The sequence below is a fragment of the Pseudomonas sp. R4-35-07 genome (assembly GCF_003852235.1).
Lineage (GTDB): Bacteria > Pseudomonadota > Gammaproteobacteria > Pseudomonadales > Pseudomonadaceae > Aquipseudomonas.
Map to the genome: position 1 here is coordinate 5445396 of NZ_CP027732.1, position 21743 is coordinate 5467138.

At 62.2% G+C, this 21743-nt stretch carries 19 protein-coding genes; 11 read left to right on the plus strand and 8 right to left on the minus strand.

The features are described 5' to 3' along the window. Positions 1-48: 48 nt before the first annotated feature. From C4J89_RS25000 to pilG, 6 genes are all read right to left on the minus strand, one after another. Positions 49-504 (minus strand): chemotaxis protein CheW, encoded by a 456-nt coding sequence (locus tag C4J89_RS25000; protein ID WP_124364792.1) that lies wholly within the window; start codon positions 502-504, stop codon positions 49-51. Further along, complete coding sequence (locus C4J89_RS25005) at positions 497-6310, minus strand: Hpt domain-containing protein (protein WP_124415810.1); 5814 nt, start codon at positions 6308-6310, stop codon at positions 497-499. The genes C4J89_RS25000 and C4J89_RS25005 overlap by 8 nt, the downstream gene beginning before the upstream one ends. Positions 6311-6468: 158 nt before the next feature. Further along, positions 6469-8520, minus strand: a complete 2052-nt coding sequence (locus C4J89_RS25010) for a methyl-accepting chemotaxis protein (protein WP_124415811.1) — start codon at positions 8518-8520, stop codon at positions 6469-6471. Beyond that, positions 8517-9041: a chemotaxis protein CheW gene (locus C4J89_RS25015; protein WP_124364795.1), complete on the minus strand. Its 525-nt coding sequence runs from the start codon at positions 9039-9041 to the stop codon at positions 8517-8519. The genes C4J89_RS25010 and C4J89_RS25015 overlap by 4 nt, the downstream gene beginning before the upstream one ends. 12 nt (positions 9042-9053) lie before the next feature. After that, complete coding sequence (pilH, locus tag C4J89_RS25020; protein ID WP_034116227.1) at positions 9054-9419, minus strand: twitching motility response regulator PilH; 366 nt, start codon at positions 9417-9419, stop codon at positions 9054-9056. A 46-nt stretch (positions 9420-9465) separates the two neighbouring features. Then, complete coding sequence (gene pilG / locus C4J89_RS25025; RefSeq protein ID WP_124364796.1) at positions 9466-9873, minus strand: twitching motility response regulator PilG; 408 nt, start codon at positions 9871-9873, stop codon at positions 9466-9468. 239 nt (positions 9874-10112) lie between these two features. On the opposite strand from pilG, the gene gshB reads away from it, so the two are divergent. The 8 genes from gshB (at position 10113) to C4J89_RS25070 (ending at position 17498) form a co-directional block, all read left to right on the plus strand. Next, positions 10113-11084 (plus strand): glutathione synthase, encoded by a 972-nt coding sequence (gshB, locus tag C4J89_RS25030; protein ID WP_124415812.1) that lies wholly within the window; start codon positions 10113-10115, stop codon positions 11082-11084. Between the two features lie 103 nt (positions 11085-11187). Continuing rightward, positions 11188-12093 (plus strand): energy transducer TonB, encoded by a 906-nt coding sequence (locus C4J89_RS25035; RefSeq protein ID WP_124415813.1) that lies wholly within the window; start codon positions 11188-11190, stop codon positions 12091-12093. A 168-nt stretch (positions 12094-12261) separates the two neighbouring features. After that, positions 12262-12831, plus strand: coding sequence for a YqgE/AlgH family protein (locus C4J89_RS25045; protein WP_124364798.1), 570 nt, complete (start codon positions 12262-12264; stop codon positions 12829-12831). Beyond that, on the plus strand, positions 12831-13268 hold the full coding sequence (ruvX, locus tag C4J89_RS25050; protein ID WP_003213744.1) for a Holliday junction resolvase RuvX: 438 nt from the start codon (positions 12831-12833) through the stop codon (positions 13266-13268). Before C4J89_RS25045 ends, ruvX begins: the two co-directional genes overlap by 1 nt. Positions 13269-13415: 147 nt before the next feature. Beyond that, on the plus strand, positions 13416-13922 hold the full coding sequence (gene pyrR / locus C4J89_RS25055; protein ID WP_124415815.1) for a bifunctional pyr operon transcriptional regulator/uracil phosphoribosyltransferase PyrR: 507 nt from the start codon (positions 13416-13418) through the stop codon (positions 13920-13922). Positions 13923-13947: 25 nt separating this feature from the next. Next, positions 13948-14952, plus strand: coding sequence for an aspartate carbamoyltransferase catalytic subunit (locus C4J89_RS25060; RefSeq protein ID WP_124364800.1), 1005 nt, complete (start codon positions 13948-13950; stop codon positions 14950-14952). Continuing rightward, a complete protein-coding gene (locus C4J89_RS25065) occupies positions 14949-16220 on the plus strand; it encodes a dihydroorotase (RefSeq protein ID WP_124415816.1) in 1272 nt (423 codons plus the stop codon). Before C4J89_RS25060 ends, C4J89_RS25065 begins: the two co-directional genes overlap by 4 nt. 129 nt (positions 16221-16349) lie before the next feature. Next, a complete protein-coding gene (locus C4J89_RS25070; protein ID WP_124415817.1) occupies positions 16350-17498 on the plus strand; it encodes a DDE-type integrase/transposase/recombinase in 1149 nt (382 codons plus the stop codon). A gap of 142 nt (positions 17499-17640) precedes the next feature. On the opposite strand, the gene C4J89_RS25075 is transcribed toward C4J89_RS25070, so the two are convergent. Continuing rightward, a complete protein-coding gene (locus C4J89_RS25075; RefSeq protein ID WP_124415818.1) occupies positions 17641-18069 on the minus strand; it encodes a TM2 domain-containing protein in 429 nt (142 codons plus the stop codon). 249 nt (positions 18070-18318) lie between these two features. Here C4J89_RS25075 and C4J89_RS25080 point away from each other — a divergent pair, with 249 nt between their 5' ends. Beyond that, positions 18319-18957, plus strand: a complete 639-nt coding sequence (locus tag C4J89_RS25080; RefSeq protein WP_124364803.1) for a C40 family peptidase — start codon at positions 18319-18321, stop codon at positions 18955-18957. Between the two features lie 136 nt (positions 18958-19093). Here C4J89_RS25080 and C4J89_RS25085 read toward each other — a convergent pair whose 3' ends face one another. Next, positions 19094-20128 carry a type IV pilus twitching motility protein PilT gene (locus C4J89_RS25085; protein ID WP_124415819.1) on the minus strand — a complete coding sequence of 345 codons (1035 nt, stop codon included), beginning with the start codon at positions 20126-20128 and terminating at the stop codon, positions 19094-19096. A gap of 57 nt (positions 20129-20185) precedes the next feature. Here C4J89_RS25085 and C4J89_RS25090 point away from each other — a divergent pair, with 57 nt between their 5' ends. Together C4J89_RS25090 and proC are read left to right on the plus strand one after the other, a co-directional pair. After that, positions 20186-20872, plus strand: a complete 687-nt coding sequence (locus C4J89_RS25090; protein WP_124415820.1) for a YggS family pyridoxal phosphate-dependent enzyme — start codon at positions 20186-20188, stop codon at positions 20870-20872. A 33-nt stretch (positions 20873-20905) separates the two neighbouring features. Continuing rightward, a complete protein-coding gene (gene proC / locus C4J89_RS25095) occupies positions 20906-21724 on the plus strand; it encodes a pyrroline-5-carboxylate reductase (RefSeq protein ID WP_124415821.1) in 819 nt (272 codons plus the stop codon). Positions 21725-21743 lie beyond the last annotated feature (19 nt).

The window sequence follows — 21743 nt, forward strand, 5'->3', positions numbered from 1 at the left end:
CACCGCCATCGGGGGCAAGCCCCCTCCCACATTGGATCTGCGTAGGGCTCAGGCCAGTCCGGACTCGGCCAGCAACGCTTCCAGCCCCATCAAGTCCGGCACCTTCGCCACATGTTCGCCCACCTGTACCGCCGCCAGCTCCAGCGGGCACAGCGGGACGTCCACGTAGCTCAGTTCACTGTCGAGCTTGTACGAGCGCGGGATTCCCTGGATTACCAGCGCAATGAACTTCAAGGTCGGCCGTCCACCCAGTGCATTCAACACGACGATGCGTGAACGCTCGCCGGTCATGCTGGCTTCGCCGCACACGGCTTCGAAGCTGATCAAGGGGATTTGCCGATCGCGCCAGGTCACCTGGCGCAGGTACCACGGCGGTGCATCGCTGGCCGGTTCGCCGCGCTGGAAGTCGATCAGTTCGGCTACCGCAACGTTGGGCACTATCAGGTGACGGTCAGCCAACGGTAGCAACAGCCCGGTGAGTTGGCTTGCGCGATGGTCAAGCATGGGACTTGCTCCAATACGCGATGCTTTCCAGCAGCACCGACTCCTGGTACGGCTTGCCGAGGTAGTCGTTGACGCCGATGGCCATGGCGCGGTCGCGGTGTTTCTGGCCGGTGCGCGAGGTGATCATGATGATCGGCAGGCGCATCAGGCGTGGATCGTTGCGCACCTGGATCGCCACTTCAAAGCCGTCCATGCGCGGCATTTCGATGTCGAGCAGCATCAGGTCCGGGGTGTGTTCCTCGAGCACGGCGAGGGCGTCGAGGCCGTCCTTGGCGGTCAGCACGTTCATGCCATTGCGCTCCAGCAGGCGGCTGGTGACTTTGCGCACGGTGACCGAGTCGTCCACCACCAGCACCAGCAGCGGGCGCTTTTTCAGCGGGTCGTTGAGGATCAGCGGCGCATCCACCGACTGCGCCGGCAACGCCGGTTGTCGTGCGCGGATATGCGCCAGCAGGTCGATGATCAACACCACACGGCCATCGCCCAGGATCGTCGCCCCGGACAAGCCCTGAACACCCGCAAACTGCGGTCCCAGGCCCTTGACCACAATCTCGCGGGTCCCGGCCATGGCATCCACATGCACCGCCACGTGCCGTTCATTGCACTGCACCAGCAACACCGGCACCGGCTGGTACTGGCCGAGCAGTTTGGGGCGGCTGACGGTGTGCAGCAGGTCGCCGAGGTAAAACAGTTCGTAGACTTGGCCGGCATAGGCATAGCGCGGCGGATCTTGCTGGTAGTGCCCCGCTAGTTCATGGGGCGGCACGCGCACCAGGCCGTCGATGGTATTGAGCGGGATCGCATACTGATCGTCCGCGCACTGCACCATCAGCGCACGGTTGACCGACACGGTAAACGGCAGGCGAATCCGGAAATGCACACCCACGCCGGGGATCGAGTCGATCACCATCGAACCGCCGAGCTGGCGCACTTCTTCGTGCACCACGTCCATGCCCACACCGCGTCCGGAAATCTGGGTGATTTTTTCTGCAGTGGAAAACCCCGGTTGCAGGATGAACTGCAGCACGTCGCGGTCGCTGATCTCTTGATTGGGGTCGAGCAGGCCGCGCTTGATCGCCTTGCGGCGCACGGCTTCGAGGGGCACCCCGGCGCCGTCGTCGCGCATGTCGAAGACGATGTCGCCGCCTTCGTGGGTCAGGTCCAGGGTGATGCGCCCCTTCTCCGGCTTGCCCGCCTGAAGGCGCACTTCGCGGGACTCCAGGCCATGGTCGACGGCGTTGCGCAGCATGTGTTCCAGCGGCGCCGCCATGCGCTCCAGGACGTTGCGGTCCATTTCGCCCTCGGCATTGCCGACCACGAATTCGACGTCCTTGCCCAGTTCACCCGCCACTTGGCGCACGATGCGCTTGAGGCGCGGCAGCATACGCTCGAACGGCACCATGCGCGTGCGCATCAGGCCTTCCTGCAGCTGGGTGTTGATACGCGCCTGTTGCTGCAGCAGGTCATGGGCGTCTTGATTGCGGCGCTCAAGGGTTTCTTTGAGGTCGAGTAAATCGGAGGCCGATTCGGACAACGCGCGGGACAATTGCTGCAATTGCGAATGGCGATCCATTTCCAGCGGGTCGAATTCTTCGTAGCCCAGGCGCTCGGCCTCGGCCTGCTGGCGACTGAAAAGCCGGCTCTGGGTTTCGGTGTCGAGGCGGCGCAGTTGGTCGCGCATGCGCTCGATGGTGGTTTCCACTTCCGTGAGCGCAGTGCGTGCGTCGTTGACTTGTTGCTCGATACGGCCGCGGAAGATCGATGTTTCGCCGGCCAGGTTGACCAGGTCGTCGAGCAGTTCGGCAGATATCTTCACCATGTCGGCGGCCGGGTCGACCGCCGCTTCCGCCTTACCCACCGGTAATGCCACCGGCACTACCGGCTCATCGCTGGGGTGCACCAGGCTTTTGATGCGCTCGATCAGCTTGTCCACCGAGCCCACCGGCAAGCCGTCCGCCACCGCATCGATCATCTGCGCCAGCCGGTCGTGGCAACCTTGCAGCAGCGCGAACAGCTCGGGCGACGGCGCGAGCAGCCCTGCGGACAGCCCCTCGTAGAGAAACTCCAACTCGTGGGCCAGGTCGCCAATCGGGCCGATCTCGACCATGCGCGCGCCACCCTTGAGGGTGTGCAGGTCTCGCAGCAGGGTTTCCACTTCCTGGCGGTTGCCGGGTTCGGCCTGCCAGCGCAGCAACGCACTGCCGGAGCTGTCGAGAATATCGGCAGCTTCCTCGAGGAAAATATCCAGCAGCTCGGGGTCGGCACCCGAGGCTTCCGGTGACGCAACCGGGGCCGCCGAAAGGCTGCTGTGGCGCAGTTCGCGCAACCTCGCGACCAGCTCGGCGCTGTCGCTCAGGGGCTGGTGCTGATGCAGTTCCTCCAACTGCAAGGCCAGGCGTTCGTGGCTGGCCATCAGCAGCTGGGACAGCTCGGTGGAATAGCTGTAGCGGCGGTCTACCAGCCCCTCGTAGACACATTCCAGCTCCTGGGCCAGGTCGCCCACTGGGCCGATTTCGGCCATGCGTGCGCCACCCTTGAGGGTGTGCAGGTCCCGCTGCAACGAGGACAACGGCGCCAGGCCATCGGGCTCCAGCAACCAGCGTTTGAGCGATTGCCCGGCGCTGTCGAGGATATCCACCGCCTCTTCAAGGAAGATGTCGACGATCTCATCGTCCATCGCCGTGTGCCGGCTCAGCTCCTCGGTCGCAGCACCCAGCTCGGCGACACTCAGGCCACGGCTGCCGTCACGTTTGATCAGGCCGGTGGCAGAGGGATCGAGGGCGTCATCCAGCAACGCGCGCAGGGCCTGTACCCGTATCGGCGCCGGGCTGATTTCCTGCCCGGCCGCCAGTTGGTCGAGCATATTGATCAGCGCTTCATGGGCCTGCTCGGCCTCTTGGAAGAACCGCTCGCTGACCGCCAGGCTGCTTTCTTCCACCGCGCCATACAGGTCGAGCAAGGCTTCGCACAATTGATCGATAGGGTGCAGATCGGCGATGTGCGCGCCCTCGCCCAGGGTGGTCAGTTCGTCCAGCAGCGCAGTCAGCTCCTGGCGCTCGCCGGGGTGTTGCTGCCAGCGGCGCAGCAGGCTTTCGGCGTCGAGCAGGATGTCCATGCCCTGGGCCAGGAAGTTGCTGATCAGTTGCGGGTCGCACTTGACGCGCAGGCCGGTGCCGGGGGCGTTGAGCAGGTTTTCGAGCTGTTGGTCCAACAGACCTTGGGTGCGCGTGATCAAGTCTGCGGCGCCCTTGATCGGCGCCAGGGGATCGCCGTTCAGATCACGCAATCCCTTTTGCAACAGGCCCTCGGCTTCCAGCAACAACTCGATTTCGTCCAGGTCCAGCGGCACACGGTGCGCCTTGTATTCGCGGGTCAGGTGGTCGAGCGGACGTACCAGTTCGGCAATCGGCAACACGCCGGCCATGTAGGCGCTGCCCTTGAGGGTATGCAGGGCGCGTTGCAATTCATCACTGACCTGCAGCGGCAGGTGTTCGGCGGCCTGTTGCAGGAACTGGTCGAGGCTGTCCAGATGGCTCTGGGCTTCATTGCGGAAGATCTCCAGCAACATCGGATCGTGGGGCTCGGCAACCGGTACCTGGGCGCCGCTGGCCAACCCGTGGGCGCGGGCAGCGAGGGCGTCGACCTCATCGCGCTGGCGCTGGTCGTCGGTGGCGAAGTCGGCGATCAACTCCGGCAGCAGCGCCACCGCGTCATCCAGCACCTGCTGCACTTCAGGGCCCATGGCGACGTTGCGCTCAAGCACGCGGTTCAGCAGGTTTTCCACGGCCCAGGCCAGTTCCGCCATCACCAGGGCGCGGACCATACGGCCGCTGCCTTTCAGGGTGTGGAAGGCACGGCGCATTTCGCCCTGGGCGGTTTTTTCCGTGCTGTCGGGCAGGTAACGGTGCAGCACTTCGAGGACTTCATCGGCTTCCTCGAGGAAGACTTCGCGCAACTCATCGTCAATCGGCGCTTCATCGGGTGGGGGCGGCTGCAAGCTCCCCGGGCGCTGCAGGGCCGGAGGGTTGAGGCGCGAGGTGGGACTGGCCAGCGCATCGAATTGGGACTGGCTTGGCGCGCTGTCGCCGGACAGGGCACCGTCGGGCGCAGCCAGTGCCTGGCGCCAGGGTTTTTCCACCGGCAGGTAGCCCAGCGCGCTCAGGCCCTGGGTGGCCAGTTCCAGCACTTTTTCCCCAGCGGCGTCGGGGTCCTGGAGCATGCGTTCCAGGTAGTACTCCAGGCTGCTGATCACCTCGGCGAAATGCGCCAACGGCGCTTGGCCGGGCGCGGCATCGTTGACCATCAATTGCTCATCGACGTAATTGGTACAGCCGCGCATCAAGCTTGCCGCGCGAGGCAGTGGAATCATCGCCAGGGCGCCGCGCACCTGGCTCAGCAGCTCCGGCAGGGATTCCAGGCGTTGGCGGTCCCAATCGGCCTCGATGCAATCGATCACCAATTCTTTGGCCTGGCGCAGGCACTGGCAGGATTCGCGGATCACCAATTGGTGGATCTGGGTCAGGTCGGTGGTCGGCAGGCGGCTCTCTTCGCGGCTCTCCGGCTCCACCGTGCCGACCATCCCGGCCAATGTGGCTTCGACGTAGAGCAACGCCCCGGCAACGTCCATCAGTACAGCGTCACTGGGTTCGCGCTGGCCCTGCACCAGGCTCAAGACCACGGCGAGCTGGTCGATGATCACTTTGCGCGGCTGGCCGAAACCGAGGACCGCCAGGGTATCGGCGATCTGCCGCAGCGGCGCCAGCAGCGGGTCAAGGTCCTGGGTGTGCTGGCGGTCGCTGCGCACGAACAGATCGAGGCGTTCCTTGACCCGCACCAGCTCTTCGCACAATGCGCCGAGCACCGAGCCCATGGCGTTGCGGTCCGGCCCGGCCAGGCGCGCCCGCTCGGCATCGACCACGGCACTGTCGGGCAGGGCCTCGTCCAGGCCGTAGCGCTCCTTCAGGCTCTGCATGCGCGGCGTCGGCCGGGTGACTTTGGCGACGTAGAACAGCAGGCTCTTGAGCAGCTCATCCGGCGCCGGCTGGTTGATCCCGACAATGCCCTGGGCTAGCAGGCGCTTGAGTTGCTTACCGCTGGCCTTGAGCAGGCTGCGCAGTGCCGGGCTGTTGGCGATCACCCCGGTGAGCATGCCTTCGACCAGCGCCGAGGTGACTTGCCACAACGGCAACAGCGGCGCGCCCTGGCACAAAGCTTCGAGGCGCGCGAACACCCGCGCCATGTCTTCCAGGTTGCTCGGGCCGTGGTCCTCGCGCAGCAACCCGGCCAGGGCTTGTTGCAGCAGTGCGTGCCATTGGCGCAGTTGTTCGTGAATGTCCGGCGCTGTGCGCTGAGCCAGCGCCTCATCGGGCAGCGGCGCGATCGTCAGCAACTGCGGGCTGAACAGGCTGGTCTCCGACAGCAGGCCTTCACCGCGGGCGCTGCGCAAATCGTTGAGCAGCGGCAGCACCACCAGCGGCAGGTCGCGACGGGCGCTGTGCACGCGGTCCAGGTACAGCGGCAATTGGCCGAGGGCCTGTTGCAGCAGGCGGATGCTTTCGTCGCGCTGGCTGACCTGCCCGGCCTGCAGCGCGAGTGCCAGGGCTTCGATCTCTTCAGCCAGCAGGGCCGCGCCGTAGAACTCGACCATTTGCAGCGCGCCGTGCACCTGGTGGATACCGGCCAGGCACGCATCAATGCCGTCGCCGGTTTCAACATAAGCGTCCAGCGCCGAACGAGCCTGTTTCAGGGTTTCGGCAATGTCGCCCTTGACCCATTCGAGGGCCACGTAGTCGTGCCGATCAACCATAACTGCTCCGCTTAGAATTCATGAGTTGCTGGTATCTCACAAACGATGGAGATCCAATGTGGGAGGGGGCTTGCCCCGATGGCGGTGTGTCAGGCGACCAACTTTTGACTGTTAGACCGCAATCGGGGGCAAGCCCCCTCCCACATTTTGACCGCATTTCAATCATCGACCTCTTTGGGTGGCGGGAGCGTGAAACCCGACACCGAGCGCCGCAACTGACTGGCCATCTTCGCCAGGTTGCCAATGCTTTCGGCCGTCGCCGTGGAACCGGACGACGTCTGCGTGGTGATCTGCTGAATCACATTCATGGTCAGGGAAATCTGCCCCGCCGACGAGGTCTGCTGCTGCGCCGCGTTCGAGATGCTCTGGATCAAGGCCGCCAGGGTTTTCGAGACCCCTTCGATCTCTTCCAGGGCCACCCCGGCGTCCTGGGCCAGCCGCGCGCCGCGCACCACTTCGGTGGTGGTCTGTTCCATGGAAATCACGGCTTCATTGGTGTCGGCCTGGATCGCCCGCACCAGGGTTTCGATCTGCCGGGTGGCGGCCGATGAGCGTTCGGCCAGCCGTTGCACTTCATCGGCCACCACCGCAAAACCGCGCCCGGCATCCCCGGCCATGCTCGCCTGGATCGCGGCGTTCAGGGCGAGAATGTTGGTCTGGTCGGCGATGTCGTCGATCAGGCTGACGATGTCGCCGATCTCCTGGGACGATTCCCCCAGGCGCTTGATGCGCTTGGCGGTGTCCTGGATCTGTTCGCGGATGTTGTCCATGCCGTGGATGGTGTTGTGCACCACCTCGTTGCCCTTGTTGGCGATCTCTACCGAACGCTCCGCCACCGCTGAGGACTCGGCGGCGTTGGCTGACACCTGGTCGATGGATTGGGCCATCTGGTTGATCGCGGTGGAGGCTTCGGCGATCTGCTGGGCCTGATGCTCCGAGGCCTGGGCCAGGTGCATGGCGGTGGCCTGGGTCTCCTGCACCGCGCCGGCGACTTGCCCGGCGGTGAGGTTGATGGTCGCCACCAGGTCGCGCAGCTGATCCACCGAATAGTTGATCGAATCGGCAATGGTGCCGGTGAAGTCTTCGGTGACCGAGGCCGTGACAGTCAGGTCGCCGTCAGCCAAGTCTTCGATTTCGTCCAGCAGACGCATGATCGCGTTCTGATTACGCTCATTTTTCTCGGCGGTTTCATGCAGTTGGCGGTTGGTCTCGCGCACCATCACCAGGCCGATCAGGATGATCGAGGCCAGCGCCAAAAGCCCCAGCACATAGCCGCCGAGGGTATCCAGACTGCGCCCGCCAGCGAGGTTTTCAAAACCGGTGGCCAGGTGCGAGGCTTCATCGAGCAGGGTTTGCGACAGGTTGAAAATATTGCTCGCCGAAGCGCGTACCTGAAACAGCTGTGGCGAGGTTTCGAGAATTTCATCGACGGAACCCGAGACGAATTCGAACAGTTCGGCAATTTCCCCCAACCGGGCGCGGGCATCAGGGTCTTCGACCTGGGTGATGCGCAGGCCGGGGTTGCCGTTGAGCATGCCATTGAGCACCACGCCAAAACGGTTGGCGTCGCGACCGAAGGCATCGGCGGCCTGCACCGCGGTTTCGTCGCCGGCGAGCACGGTGTTGACCGCGCCCAGGATGCGCTCCGCCAGCAATGACTGGCGCTGGGCCAGCGCTACCTGGCTCGCGGGGGCGCCGCGCTGGAGCAATATGTCGACGACTTTTTCCGACTCTATCTGCAACTGCGGCACGGTCTCGGCGAGGGTGGCGGCCACCTGGTGCAATGACAGCACGGTCTGTTCGCTGGCGAGAATGGCATCGGTGTTTTTCAGCAGGGCTTCCCAGTCGGTCTGCACCGCACGCATTTCAGCGCGTACGGCGCTGGGTGCGGCTGGCAGGCCCGTTTGCGGGTCGCCTTTTTTCAGATAGCCCCAGCGCTGGGCAAAATCGTTGCGCGCCTCGCCCAATAGTTTGAACGCGGCTGCCTTGCCGGCGGCGGCTTCGGTGGCGTTCTTGGCGATGCGCTGGGACAGCACCCGCAGTTCGCCAGCGTGGCCGATGTACTGTTTGTCGTAGGTGGACTGCGTGTTGAGGTACGCGAAGTTGGCGAACAACAGCATGATGAACACGATCAGGGCGATAAACAGCACGATGATCTGCGAGCGGCTGCGCGAGGCGGCCTGGGGCTTGGGCGTGGTCACGGTGCTCATGCGGCAACATCCATGAAGCCTGGAGCCTGGGCCAGGGCGAAGGGGCTGAAGACCTGCCACTGCGGGTCGCCATCGAATTGGCCCTGGATAAACGGCGCGCCAGCGGCGGTACTCGCCTGCCAGGCGTCCAGTGCGAAATGCTGCATGCCCACCACCTCGTCCACCAGCAACCCGACAAACAGATCGTTGAATTCCACCACCAGCACCCGCCGTTGCTTGCGCGCCTTGGACAGTGCCTGGCCGAGGAACCCGCCCAGGTCCATCACCGGCAGCAAGCGCCCGCGCAGGTTGGCCACGCCCTTGACCCAGGGCTTGACGCCAGGCATCAGGGTGCAGCGCGGCTCATGCAACACCTCGGCGACTTCGCCCATGGGCGCCACAAACCATTGCTGCCCCAGGCGAAAGCCAATCCCGCTCCAGCGTTGCAGGCGGGTTTCCTGGGACGGCAGGTCGGCGGCCAGCAGGCGGCAGCGGCGGTCGATGTCCAGCAGCAGCTCAAAGGCGGTTTGCGACTCGGTCATGATGGCGTGCCGTCAACCGGCCAGCACCTTGTTCAGCGTGGCGATCAGGGTTTCTTCATCGACCGGCTTGGTCAGGTAGTCCTTGGCGCCCTGGCGAGTGCCCCACACCTTGTCGGTTTCCTGGTCTTTAGTGGTGATGATGATTACCGGGATGTGCTCGGTTTCTTTGTCTTTGGTCAGTTGGCGCGTGGCCTGGAACCCATTGAGGCCCGGCATCACGATGTCCATCAATACCGCGTCAGGTTTTTCCTGGCGGGCAAGCGCCACACCATCGCCGCCATTGGCGGCCTTGAGAACCTCGTGACCGTGCTTTTCCAGCATGCCGGTCAGTTTGTACATTTCGGTCGGCGAATCGTCGACGATCAGAACACGTGCCATGGTTTTCCCCACTACATTGGTCGGCGCCGGCCCCTTTGAGGCGGCGTCAGTGTGCTTGTTCTACTGCGGCGAAGGCAGGCACATAGGCCTTGATCGCACCCAGCAGTTCTTCCTTGCTGAAAGGCTTGGTCAAAAACTGATCGACACCCACGATACGCCCCTTGGCCTTGTCGAACAGGCCGTCCTTGGAGGACAGCATGATCACCGGGATCGACTTGAACGCCGGGTTATTCTTCACCAGCGCGCAGGTCTGGTAGCCATCCAGGCGCGGCATCATGATGTCGACAAAGATAATGTGCGGGTGATGGTCCACGATTCGGGCCAGGGCATCGAAACCGTCGATGGCCGTGATGACCTCGCACCCCATGTTCTTCAACAGCGTCTCGGCGGTGCGGCGGATCGTTTTCGAATCGTCGATCACCATCACTCTCAAGGCGTTGGAATGCTGTTCCATAGTTGCTCTACCATCGCCACAGCGAATCGGTTTTCGGTGTGTACTGCCTGATCTCTCACAGAATGAGCGCCACAAGCCTTGGAATTCAAGGGCTGCTGCGCCGTGGCAGTCTTTTTAGCACAGTCTCCGGGCGCAATCTATCGAGGCGCCCGCCTGGTGGTTTTTCCTTGACCCACAACAGCCGCAGCGCCACTCTGACGCCACTTTTATGCGCCCTAATTTGCTAGAGGAAATCCCCCATGAGCGTTCGCGTCGGCATTGTCATGGACCCTATCGCCAGCATTTCCTATAAAAAGGACAGCTCGCTGGCCATGCTCCTGGCCGCCCAGGCCCGCGGCTGGACCCTGTTCTATATGGAACAGCGCGACCTTTACCAGGGCGACGGCGAGGCCCGTGCGCGGATGCGCCCGTTGCAGGTATTCGCCAACCCCGAGAAGTGGTTCGAACTGCAGGATGAAATCGACAGCCCCCTGAGCGACCTGGACGTGATCCTGATGCGCAAGGACCCGCCGTTCGACATGGAATTCGTTTATTCCACCTACCTGCTGGAGCAGGCCGAACGCGCCGGCGTGTTGATCGTCAACAAGCCGCAAAGCCTGCGCGACTGCAATGAAAAACTGTTCGCCACGCTGTTCCCGCAGTGCACGCCGCCGACCGTGGTCAGCCGCCGCGCCGACGTGCTGCGTGAGTTCGCCGCCAAGCACGGTGATGTGATCCTCAAGCCGCTGGACGGCATGGGCGGCACCTCGATCTTCCGTCACCGCGCGGGCGACCCGAACCTCTCGGTGATCCTGGAAACCCTGACCGCGCTGGGCACCCAGCAGATCATGGGCCAGGCCTACCTGCCAGCGATCAAGGATGGCGACAAACGCATCCTGATGATCGACGGCGAGCCGGTGGATTATTGCCTGGCGCGCATCCCGGCGGCCGGCGAGACCCGTGGCAACCTGGCGGCCGGTGGCCGTGGTGAAGCGCGGCCGTTGTCGGACAAGGACCGCTGGATCGCCGCTCAAGTCGGCCCGACCCTTCGCGAAAAAGGTCTGCTGTTCGTAGGACTTGACGTAATTGGCGAAAACCTCACCGAGATCAACGTCACCAGCCCGACCTGTATTCGCGAGATTGATAACGCATTTGGCACCAACATCGGCGAAATGCTGATGGCCGCGATAGATGCGAAGCTGCAAGGGGCAAGCTCCAAGCGGCAAGGTTAAAGCCGGACTACGTCAAAGCTTGCAGCTTGTAACTTGTCGCTTGAAGCTAAAAACCAACATTGCGCTATCATGCCGAACCCAGATACACGCGATGTTGGTTTTTATGCCTCTGCCGTCCGAACTGCCCCCCGAACTCTCCCACAGCGGCGTGCGCCCGGCTGATCGGCTCGGATTTACCCTGTTCCTGGCAGCGCTGATTCACCTCGCACTGATCCTCGGCCTGGGTTTCACCATGGTCGAACCCAAGCAGATCACCAAAACCCTGGAAATCACGCTGGCCACCTTCAAGAGCGATAAAAAGCCCGAGAAGGCCGATTTTCTCGCCCAGGAGAACCAGCAAGGCAGCGGCACGCTCGACAAGAAAGCCGTGCCCAAGACCACCGAAGTGGCGCCGTTCCAGGACAACAAGGTCAACAAAGTCACCCCACCGCCGGCTCCCAAGCCTGAAGTCAAACAGGCCACGCCCAAGGCTGCCGTGACCACGGTTGCGCCCAAACCGCAAAAAGCCCCGACCCAGCGAGAAAAGACCAAGACCGAGCCCAAACCCGAGCCCGTCAAGCCTGCGCCAACGTTCGATAGCTCGACGCTGTCCGACGAGATTTCCAGCCTCGAAGCCGAACTGGCCCACGAACAGCAGCTCTACGCCAAGCGCCCGCGCATCTACCGCCTGAACGCCGCCTCGACCATGCGCGACAAAGGCGCCTGGTATAAGGACGAATGGCGCAAGAAAGTCGAGCGCATCGGCAACCTCAACTATCCGGAGGAGGCGCGCCGCCAGCAGATCTACGGCAATTTGCGCTTGCTGGTGTCGATTAACCGCGATGGTTCGCTGTATGAAGTGCAGGTACTGGAGTCGTCCGGCCAGCCCTTGCTGGACCAGGCCGCCCAGCGCATCGTGCGCCTGGCCGCGCCCTTCGCGCCTTTTACGGGCGACTTGAACGATGTGGACCGCCTGGAAATCATCCGCACCTGGAAATTCGCCAAGGGTGACCGCCTTTCCAGCAACTAATCGCCGGATCATTCCCACGCTCCGCGTGGGAATGCTGCCCCGGACGCTCCGCGTCCTGTTTTAAAGCCGCGACGCTGAGCGTCACCGGATACGTTCCCACGCAGAGCGTGGGAACGATCAGTAACTCCCAGCTTGTCAGTTCGCCCCTCCAACGCCACACTAGTGGACATGAAAAATGTCAGCCCGACCTACCTCAAGCATCACTTCCTGATCGCCATGCCCCATATGGCCGACCCGAACTTTGCGCAGACCTTGACCTACATCGTCGAGCACACGGCCAATGGTGCCATGGGGCTGGTGGTGAACCGCCCGCAGGAGCTGAACCTGGCCGATATCCTCGAGCAGCTGCGCCCGGAAATCGATCCGCCAGCCAGCTGCCAAGGCGTGCCGATCTACATCGGCGGGCCGGTGCAGACTGATCGTGGCTTCGTGTTGCACCCAAGCGGGCCGAAGTTCCAGGCCACGGTAGACCTTGAGGGCGTCTCGCTGTCCACGTCCCAGGATGTGTTGTTCGCGATTGCCGACGGCGTCGGCCCCGAGCAAAGTGTGATCACTCTGGGATACGCCGGTTGGGAAGCCGGGCAGTTGGAGGCCGAACTGGCCAGCAATGCCTGGCTGACCTGCCCGTTCGACGCCGACATCCTCTTCAATACCGCCAGCGAACTGCGCCTGGAAGCCGCCGCCGCCAAGCTGCGGGTCAACCTCAGCCTGTTGACCAGCCAGGCGGGGCACGCCTGATGGCTTTGCGTCTGATCCTGGGGTTCGACTACGGCACCAAACAGATCGGCGTAGCGGTGGGCCAGGTGATCACCGGCCAGGCCCGCGAGCTGTGCACATTGAAGGCCCAGAACGGCGTGCCGGACTGGAACCAGGTCGAAGCGCTGATCAAGGAATGGAAGCCCGATGCCGTCGTGGTCGGCCTGCCCCTGAACATGGACGGCACGCCCAGCGAGATGTGCCTGCGCGCCGAAAAGTTCGCGCGCCGCCTCAATGGCCGCTACAACCTGCCCTTCTATACCCACGACGAGCGCCTGACCACCTTTGAAGCCAAGGGCGAGCGCCGTGACCGTGGCGGGCAGAAGGGCAGTTACCGCGACAACCCCGTGGATGCCATCGCCGCCGCCCTGTTGCTGCAGGGTTGGCTGGATGAAAACACCGCTTTATTTGAATCCTGACTGACGCGGCTTGCTGCTTTGCCGCTTTTGTAGGAGCGAGCTTGCTCGCGAAGAACTCACAGGCACCGCGTACATCCAGGCTTCACGCGTTATCGTTGACGTTTCTCGCGAGCAAGCTCGCTCCTACACACTTAATGAGGAGCCACCATGAGCCTGCCCAATCCCGCCGAACTGATCAGCCAGATGGCGATACGCCTCAAGGCGCACCTGGAACACCGTGCCATCGGCGAACCGCGCTTTATCGGCATCCGCACCGGTGGTGTGTGGGTGGCCCAGGCGTTGCTGGAAGAGCTGGGCAGCGACTCGCCCCTGGGCACGCTGGATGTGTCCTTCTACCGTGACGATTTCAGCCAGAACGGCCTGCATCCGCAAGTGCGCCCCTCACAGCTGCCGTTCGAGATCGAAGGCCAGCACCTAGTGCTGATCGACGACGTATTGATGAGCGGGCGTACCATACGCGCAGCCATGAATGAGCTGTTCGACTACGGCCGCCCGGCCAGTATCACCCTGGTGTGCCTGCTGGACCTGGAGGCTGGGGAATTGCCGATCAGCCCGGATGTGGTCGGTGCGACGCTGTCTTTGCAAGCCCACCAGCGGGTAAAATTGTCCGGTCCAACGCCGCTCGAACTCGAACTGCAAGACCTTGCCCTTTAACCCGCCTTGTAAAAGAGTCCCCGCGATGACGCCTCTAGATGCCAAGCGCCCGCTGCAGCTCAATGCTCAGGGTCAGTTGCAACATTTCTTGTCCCTCGATGGTTTGCCCCGCGAACTGCTCACCGAAATCCTCGACACCGCTGACTCGTTCCTCGAAGTCGGTGGCCGGGCGGTGAAAAAAGTCCCGCTGCTGCGCGGCAAGACCATCTGCAACGTGTTCTTCGAGAACTCCACGCGCACCCGTACCACCTTTGAGCTGGCCGCCCAGCGGCTGTCGGCCGACGTGATCACGCTGAACGTATCCACCTCGTCGGCCAGCAAAGGCGAAACCCTGCTCGACACCTTGCGCAACCTGGAGGCCATGGCCGCAGACATGTTCGTGGTACGCCATGGCGATTCCGGCGCGGCGCATTTCATCGCTGAACATGTCTGCCCGAATGTGGCGATCATCAATGGCGGCGATGGCCGCCACGCCCACCCGACCCAGGGCATGCTCGACATGCTTACCATCCGTCGGCACAAAGGCAGCTTTGAAAACCTCTCGGTGGCCATCGTCGGCGACATCCTGCACTCGCGGGTCGCGCGCTCGAACATGCTGGCCCTGAAGACCCTCGGCTGCCCGGACATTCGCGTGATCGCGCCAAAAACCTTGCTGCCTGTTGGGGTCGAACAGTACGGCGTGAAGGTCTACACCGACATGGCCGAAGGCCTCAAGGATGTCGACGTGGTGATCATGTTGCGCCTGCAACGCGAACGCATGGCCGGTGGCCTGCTGCCGAGCGAGGGCGAGTTCTACCGCCTGTTCGGCCTGACCACCGCACGCCTGGCCGGTGCCAAGCCGGATGCCATCGTGATGCACCCCGGCCCGATCAACCGAGGGGTGGAAATCGAGTCGGCGGTGGCGGACGGCCCGCAGTCGGTGATTCTCAACCAGGTGACCTACGGCATCGCCATCCGCATGGCCGTGCTGTCCATGGCCATGAGCGGGCAAACCGCGCAACGTCAATTCGAGCAGGAGAACGCCCAGTGAAGCTCAGCATCCTCGGCGCCCGCGTCATCGATCCGGCCAGTGGCCTGGATCGCGTTACCGACCTTCATCTGGACGCCGGCAAGATCGTCGCCATTGGCGCAGCGCCGGCAGGCTTTCTTGCCGTCGAGAGCATCGACGCCAAAGGCCTGGTGGCCGCGCCAGGGCTGGTGGACCTTAACGTCGCCCTGCGCGAGCCGGGCTACAGCCGCAAAGGCAACATCACCAGCGAAACCCGTGCGGCCGCCGCCGGTGGCGTGACCAGCCTGTGCTGCCCGCCGAACACCAAGCCGATCCTCGATACCTCGGCGGTCACCGAGTTGATCCTCGACCGTGCTCGTGAAGCGGGTAATTGCAAAGTGTTCCCTGTCGGCGCCTTGAGCAAAGGCCTGGAAGGCGAACAACTGGCTGAGCTGATCGCCTTGCGCGACGCCGGTTGTGTGGCGTTCAGCAACGGCCTGGAAAGCTTTCGCAGCAGCCGTACCTTGTGCCGTGCCCTGGAATACGCGGCCACCTTCGACCTGACGGTGATCTTTCATTCCCAGGACCGCGACCTGGCCGAAGGCGGCCTGGCCCATGAAGGCGCGGTGGCCAGCTTCCTCGGCTTGCCGGGCATCCCGGAAACCGCAGAAACCGTGGCCCTGGCCCGTGATTTGTTGCTGGTGGAACAAAGCGGCGTACGCGCGCACTTCAGCCAACTGACCAGCACCCGCGGCGTCGCCCTGATCGCCCAGGCCCAGGCCCGCGGCTTGCCGGTGACGGCAGACGTGGCGCTGTATCAGTTGATACTGACCGACGAAGCGCTGATCGACTTCTCCAGCCTCTATCACGTGCAGCCGCCGCTGCGCACCCTGGCCGACCGTGAAGGTTTGCGCGCGGCAGTAAAGTCGGGCGTGGTCTCGGCGATTTCCAGCCACCACCAGCCCCACGAGCGCGATGCCAAGCTGGCGCCGTTTGGCACCACCGAGCCGGGTATCAGCAGCGTCGAGCTGCTGCTGCCGCTGGCGATGACCTTAGTGGAGGATGGCTTGCTGGACCTGCCTACGCTGCTGGCACGTCTGAGCACCGGCCCGGCCCAGGCCTTGCGCTTGCCGGCGGGCCAGCTGGCGGTGGGGTCGGCGGCGGACCTGGTGCTATTTGACCCGGCCAGCTCCACGGTTGCCGGGGAGCACTGGCTGTCCAAGGGGGAAAATTGCCCGTTCATTGGTCACAGCCTGCCGGCGACGGTGCGGTACACCCTGATGGATGGGCGGATCAGCTACCAGGCTTGAAGCCGATCTGAAGCGAACACAAAAAATGTGGGAGGGGGCTTGCCCCGGTACAAACCGGGGACATCGTTTACATTTCTAACCGGGGACATGGTTTACAGGTTAATACGCATGATCAGGAGGTAACTGATCATGCCCTGGAACCAAGAGTCTCCGATGAATCAACGAATCAGACTGGTCGCTGACTGGCTTTCTGGTAATTACACCAAAAGCCAGCTGGCGCGCCGCTTTAACGTAAGTCGGCCTACCGTCGACAAATGGATCGGCCGGCACAATGGCGATTTAAAGTCGTTAGCCGAACTGTCCCGACGCCCTCACAACAGCCCCAATAAAATCGACGATGAAATCCTGGCCCGTGTGGTGGCGATGAAGGAGGCGCACGATAAATGGGGTCCGAAGAAGCTTCTCGAGCTATTGCGACTTGAAGATCCCTCCATCGCCTGGCCTTCCCCAAGTACAGCAGGCCAATGGCTTGATCGACTTGGGCTCGTCCAAAAGCGGCGCTTCAAGCGCAGACACGGTACTTCCCCTGTAGTAATGCGCGAGGCCAACGAACCTAACCAGACGTGGTGCGCCGACTACAAAGGGCAATTCAAAATGCATAACGCGCAGATGTGCTTCCCTTTGACCATCACAGACCACGCTTCCCGGATGATTTTGGCGTGCAGGGCTCATTCAAAGATCAAGACTGAACCTGTTAAACAAGCCTTTGAGAGACTGTTTCAGGAGTACGGCATGCCCGAAGTTATTCGGTCGGACAACGGTGTTCCGTTTGCCTCTCCTGGCCTGGCAAGAATATCCACGCTGGCAGTTTGGTGGATACGTCTGGGCATCTATCCGGAGCGCACCATGCCAGGAAGACCGGCCCAAAATGGTCGCCATGAGCGGATGCACCGTAGCTTGAAACTGGAGCTGCCCTTAGGAGAAAACTTAATCGAGCAGCAGCTTTTGCTGGAGCATTTCAGGCATGAGTTCAATTACGTGCGCCCTCATGAAGCGCTCGGTATGAAGCGTCCAGGGGACGTGTATGTGCCGTCTACCCGGATTTACCCAGGATGCTTGCCGGATGTGGAGTATCCGTCCGAAATGAAGGTTCGAAGCGTCAGACAGGACGGGTCGATCAAGTGGAACGGCAAGTTGGTATTTATCAGCGAGGCGCTGTCAGGGGAGCAGATAGGGCTTAAAGAGGCTGAGGATGATGTTTGGGATTTGTACTTGTGTGATTATCCCCTGGGAAGGCTTGGGCGAGGTATGACCCGCGTCCAAGCCTCAAATGTGTAAACGATGTCCCCGGTTTCAGATGTAAACGATGTCTACGGTTCTACACCCCGATTGCGGTGGGTCAGTCAGCTTATCTGTAGCTGACCCACTGCTATCGGGGGCAAGCCCCCTCCCACATTGATTTTCTATTAGGCCTAAACGATCAGCGCCCGTTGTTACGCTCGGCATTGCGGATCGAAATCTGGCTGTTCAATGTCCAGAAGTCGTACAGCACCCCCACCAGGAACAAACCGCCGGTCAGCAGGTAGATCAGGCCGGTGATCCATTTGCCCTGGTACATCCGGTGCACACCGAACACGCCCAGGAATGCCAACAGAATCCAGGCCACGTTGTACTCGATGGGCCCGGCGGTAAAACGCAGGTCAGCTTCACGGTCCATGGCCGGGATCAGGAACAGGTCGATCAGCCAGCCAATGCCGAGCAGGCCGAAGGTGAAAAACCAGATCGTGCCGGTGACCGGCTTGCCGTAATAGAAGCGATGCGCTCCGGTAAAACCGAAAATCCATAGCAGGTAACCGATCACCTTGCTGTGGGTGTCTTGCTGCGAAGCAACCTGTTGATAGGTGTTCATGAACTACCTCTTTTCACTCAATAGATAAATTTGTTCATTTTTTTTGTGACTTTTTTACGGGCGCCCGACGTACGGCAAATGGTATCTTCCTGCCCTCAAAGCCTTATGCCGCCTGACTTGTGTCGGACAATTGCGACGAATCGTCGCGTTTTTGCTGAATTTGACCTCAAGGTTCAGTCGACAAACGGCCTGAGAACGACACCAAAACCTGTTATAAAGTTGCGCGCAAACCCATAAGAGCCACGCCTAATGCGACCATTTTTCAAGACATGGCTAACCATTTGCCTATTAATGCCACTGGCCGCCCACGCCACCAATCGTGAGCAACGTCTTCCAAACGTTAACGGTTTTACCCCTAAAGTTCATAGCACGCCCAGCACCGCCAAATCGGTAAAGCCGACTGTCAGCCGCCCGACTCAACTGAGCAAGGCCCACGGTAAAACGCTTTCCACCCAGCTGGCCGTGAATACCAAGCAAAGCAGCGATGTTCTCAGCCGTGCCGTCAACGTGCTCGGTACTCCTTATCGTTGGGGCGGCAGCAGCCCAAGTAAAGGGTTCGACTGCAGCGGCCTGGTGAAATATGCGTTCAACGATGTCAAGGCCGTGGATTTGCCGCGCACGTCCAACGCCATGGCCGCCGGCCACGGGTTGAAAGTCGATCGCAAAGACCTGAAGCCGGGCGATTTGTTGTTCTTCAAGCTCAAGAGCCGCCAGGTCAACCATGTTGCCATCTATCTGGGCAACGACCGCTTCATCCACGCGCCACGTCGTGGCAAGTCGGTGAGCATCGACACGCTGAAAAAGCCGTTCTGGGACAAGAACTACGTGATCGCCAAGCGGGTGCTGCCCAAAGAGCAGAACAACACCCTGCGGATCGTGCAGCGCTGATTCCAGGCTGAAATGCAGTCAATGTGGGAGGGGGCTTGCTCCCGATAGCAGAGTGTCATTCAACAGATTTGTTGGCTGATCTACCGCTATCGGGAGCAAGCCCCCTCCCACATTTGGTTTCATTGTTTGCTGAAACTCATATGTCTGCTGGCACCCTCGCCTTTTCTCGCGCGTCGTCCCGACTGATCACGCCCTGCGCGACCAACGCCTTCAAGCTCATATCCAGCGTCTTCATCCCCACTGCCCCGCCGGTCTGGATGGCCGAGACCATCTGCGCCACCTTGTCTTCGCGGATCAGATTACGAATGGCCGGCGTGCCCAGCATGATCTCGTGAGCCGCTACCCGTCCGCCGCCGACCTTCTTCACCAGCACCTGGGACACCACCGCCTGCAGCGACTCCGACAGCATTGAGCGGACCATGGCCTTTTCTGCGGCCGGGAACACGTCCACCAGCCGGTCTACCGTCTTTGCCGCCGAGGTGGTGTGCAAGGTGCCAAATACCAGATGGCCGGTCTCAGCGGCCGTCAGCGCCAGGCGGATGGTTTCCAGGTCACGTAGCTCGCCCACCAGGATCACATCCGGGTCTTCGCGTAGCGCCGAGCGCAGGGCCACCGAAAAGCTGTGGGTATCGCGATGCACCTGGCGCTGGTTGATCAACGCCATTTTCGGCCTGTGGATAAATTCGATGGGGTCTTCCAGCGTGAGGATGTGCTGGCGCCGATGCCGATTCAGGTAGTCGATCATCGCCGCCAACGTGGTGGACTTGCCCGACCCGGTGGGCCCGGTCACCAGCACCAGGCCACGGGGTAACAGCGCGATACGCTGGAACACCTCGCCCAAGCCAAGGCTTTCCAGGCTCTGGATGTCGGTGGGGATGGTGCGAAACACCGCGCCAACGCCACGCGCCTGCTGGAACACATTCGCGCGAAAGCGCGCCACGCCAGGCAGCTCGAACGCAAAATCCGTTTCAAGAGATGTTTCGAAATCCTTTTGTTGGTATTGGTTGAGCAAAGGGCTCAGTAAATCCGCCACTTGCGTGCCGGCCAGTATCGGACTGTCCAGCGGCCAGACCTCGCCATCGATGCGCAACATCGGCGCCAGGCCGGCCGACAAATGCAGGTCGGAGGCGCCTCGGCGCACGCTGGCCGTCAGTAATTCAGTGATATCCATAGGGCTTTCCATTTCCAGTAGAATGCCGCGGACTCCATATCCACGGGCGCAACTTGAATGTCGACGATAGCAGACAACATCGGCCTGGTTAGCCAGCGCATCCGCGCCGCCGCCGACGCCGTGCAGCGTGACGCAAGCAGCATCCACCTGCTGGCCGTGAGCAAGACCAAACCGGCGCAAGCCGTGCGCGAAGCCTTTGCCGCCGGGATGCATGACTTTGGTGAAAACTATCTGCAGGAAGCCCTGGGCAAACAGGCCGAATTAACCGACTTGCCCTTGAGTTGGCACTTCATCGGCCCCATTCAATCGAACAAGACTCGCGCGATCGCCGAGAACTTCGCTTGGGTGCATTCCGTGGACCGCCTGAAAATCGCACAACGTCTGTCCGAACAACGCCCTGCCGACCTGCCGGCGCTGAATATCTGCATCCAGGTCAACGTCAGTGGCGAAGCCAGCAAGTCCGGCTGTACGCCCGCCGACCTGCCGGTCCTGGCCAATGCCATCAGCGCCCTGCCGCGCCTGAAGCTGCGGGGCCTGATGGCGATCCCCGAGCCGACTGACGATCGCGCGGCGCAGGATGCGGCGTTCGCTACGGTGCGCGAGCTGCAAGCCAGCCTGAACCTGCCACTCGACACACTTTCCATGGGCATGAGCCACGACCTCGAGTCGGCCATCGCTCAAGGCGCCACCTGGGTGCGGATCGGTACCGCGCTGTTTGGCGCCCGCGACTACGGCCAGCCGTGAAATGGCTGACGTTCATCTAGCTAAGGACCTGTCATGAAAGACATGCGTATTGCCTTTATCGGCGCCGGTAACATGGCAGCCAGCCTGATCGGCGGCCTGCGGGCCAAGGGCCTGGACGCTGCGCAGATTCGCGCCAGCGATCCAGGCGCCGAAACCCGCGCCCGCGTCAGCGCCGAACACGGCATTGAAACCTTTGCCGACAACGCCGAAGCCATCCAGGGCGTCGACGTCATTGTGCTGGCGGTCAAGCCCCAGACCATGAAGGCCGTGTGCGAAAGCCTGCGCCCAAGCCTGCAGGCGCATCAGCTGGTGGTGTCCATCGCCGCCGGCATCACCTGCGCCAGCATGAACACCTGGCTCGGTGCCCAACCGATCGTACGTTGCATGCCGAATACGCCGTCCTTGTTGCGCCAGGGCGTGAGCGGCTTGTACGCCACCGCCGACGTCAGCGCCGCACAGCGTGACCAGGCCCAGCAACTGTTATCCGCCGTGGGCATTGCCCTGTGGCTGGAGCAGGAGCAGCAACTGGACGCAGTCACCGCCGTTTCCGGCAGCGGCCCGGCGTACTTCTTCCTGTTGATCGAAGCCATGACCGCCGCCGGCGTGAAACTGGGCCTGCCTGCCGACGTTGCCGAGCAACTGGCCGAGCAAACCGCCCTGGGCGCCGCGAAGATGGCGGTGACCAGCGATGTGGATGCGGCCGAGCTGCGCCGTCGCGTAACCTCTCCGGGCGGCACCACGCACGCCGCTATCGAATCATTCCAGGCCGGTGGCTTTGAAGCCCTGGTGGAAAAAGCACTGGGTGCTGCGGCACATCGTTCCGCCGAAATGGCTGAGCAACTGGGCAAATAGTCGTCACTTACCAAGGTAA

Bases quoted from the DNA above. Each gene is read 5' to 3' on its own strand.
- pilG (WP_124364796.1), bottom strand. From the start codon at position 9,873: ATGGAACAGCATTCCAACGCCTTGAGAGTGATGGTGATCGACGATTCG.
- C4J89_RS25085 (WP_124415819.1), bottom strand. From the start codon at position 20,128: ATGGATATCACTGAATTACTGACGGCCAGCGTGCGCCGAGGCGCCTCC.
- C4J89_RS25000 (WP_124364792.1), bottom strand. From the start codon at position 504: ATGCTTGACCATCGCGCAAGCCAACTCACCGGGCTGTTGCTACCGTTG.
- C4J89_RS25075 (WP_124415818.1), bottom strand. From the start codon at position 18,069: ATGAACACCTATCAACAGGTTGCTTCGCAGCAAGACACCCACAGCAAG.
- pilH (WP_034116227.1), bottom strand. From the start codon at position 9,419: ATGGCACGTGTTCTGATCGTCGACGATTCGCCGACCGAAATGTACAAA.
- C4J89_RS25015 (WP_124364795.1), bottom strand. From the start codon at position 9,041: ATGACCGAGTCGCAAACCGCCTTTGAGCTGCTGCTGGACATCGACCGC.
- C4J89_RS25035 (WP_124415813.1), top strand. From the start codon at position 11,188: ATGCCTCTGCCGTCCGAACTGCCCCCCGAACTCTCCCACAGCGGCGTG.
- C4J89_RS25005 (WP_124415810.1), bottom strand. From the start codon at position 6,310: ATGGTTGATCGGCACGACTACGTGGCCCTCGAATGGGTCAAGGGCGAC.
- proC (WP_124415821.1), top strand. From the start codon at position 20,906: ATGAAAGACATGCGTATTGCCTTTATCGGCGCCGGTAACATGGCAGCC.
- pyrR (WP_124415815.1), top strand. From the start codon at position 13,416: ATGAGCCTGCCCAATCCCGCCGAACTGATCAGCCAGATGGCGATACGC.
- C4J89_RS25070 (WP_124415817.1), top strand. From the start codon at position 16,350: ATGCCCTGGAACCAAGAGTCTCCGATGAATCAACGAATCAGACTGGTC.
- C4J89_RS25060 (WP_124364800.1), top strand. From the start codon at position 13,948: ATGACGCCTCTAGATGCCAAGCGCCCGCTGCAGCTCAATGCTCAGGGT.
- gshB (WP_124415812.1), top strand. From the start codon at position 10,113: ATGAGCGTTCGCGTCGGCATTGTCATGGACCCTATCGCCAGCATTTCC.
- ruvX (WP_003213744.1), top strand. From the start codon at position 12,831: ATGGCTTTGCGTCTGATCCTGGGGTTCGACTACGGCACCAAACAGATC.
- C4J89_RS25045 (WP_124364798.1), top strand. From the start codon at position 12,262: ATGAAAAATGTCAGCCCGACCTACCTCAAGCATCACTTCCTGATCGCC.
- C4J89_RS25080 (WP_124364803.1), top strand. From the start codon at position 18,319: ATGCGACCATTTTTCAAGACATGGCTAACCATTTGCCTATTAATGCCA.
- C4J89_RS25090 (WP_124415820.1), top strand. From the start codon at position 20,186: ATGTCGACGATAGCAGACAACATCGGCCTGGTTAGCCAGCGCATCCGC.
- C4J89_RS25010 (WP_124415811.1), bottom strand. From the start codon at position 8,520: ATGAGCACCGTGACCACGCCCAAGCCCCAGGCCGCCTCGCGCAGCCGC.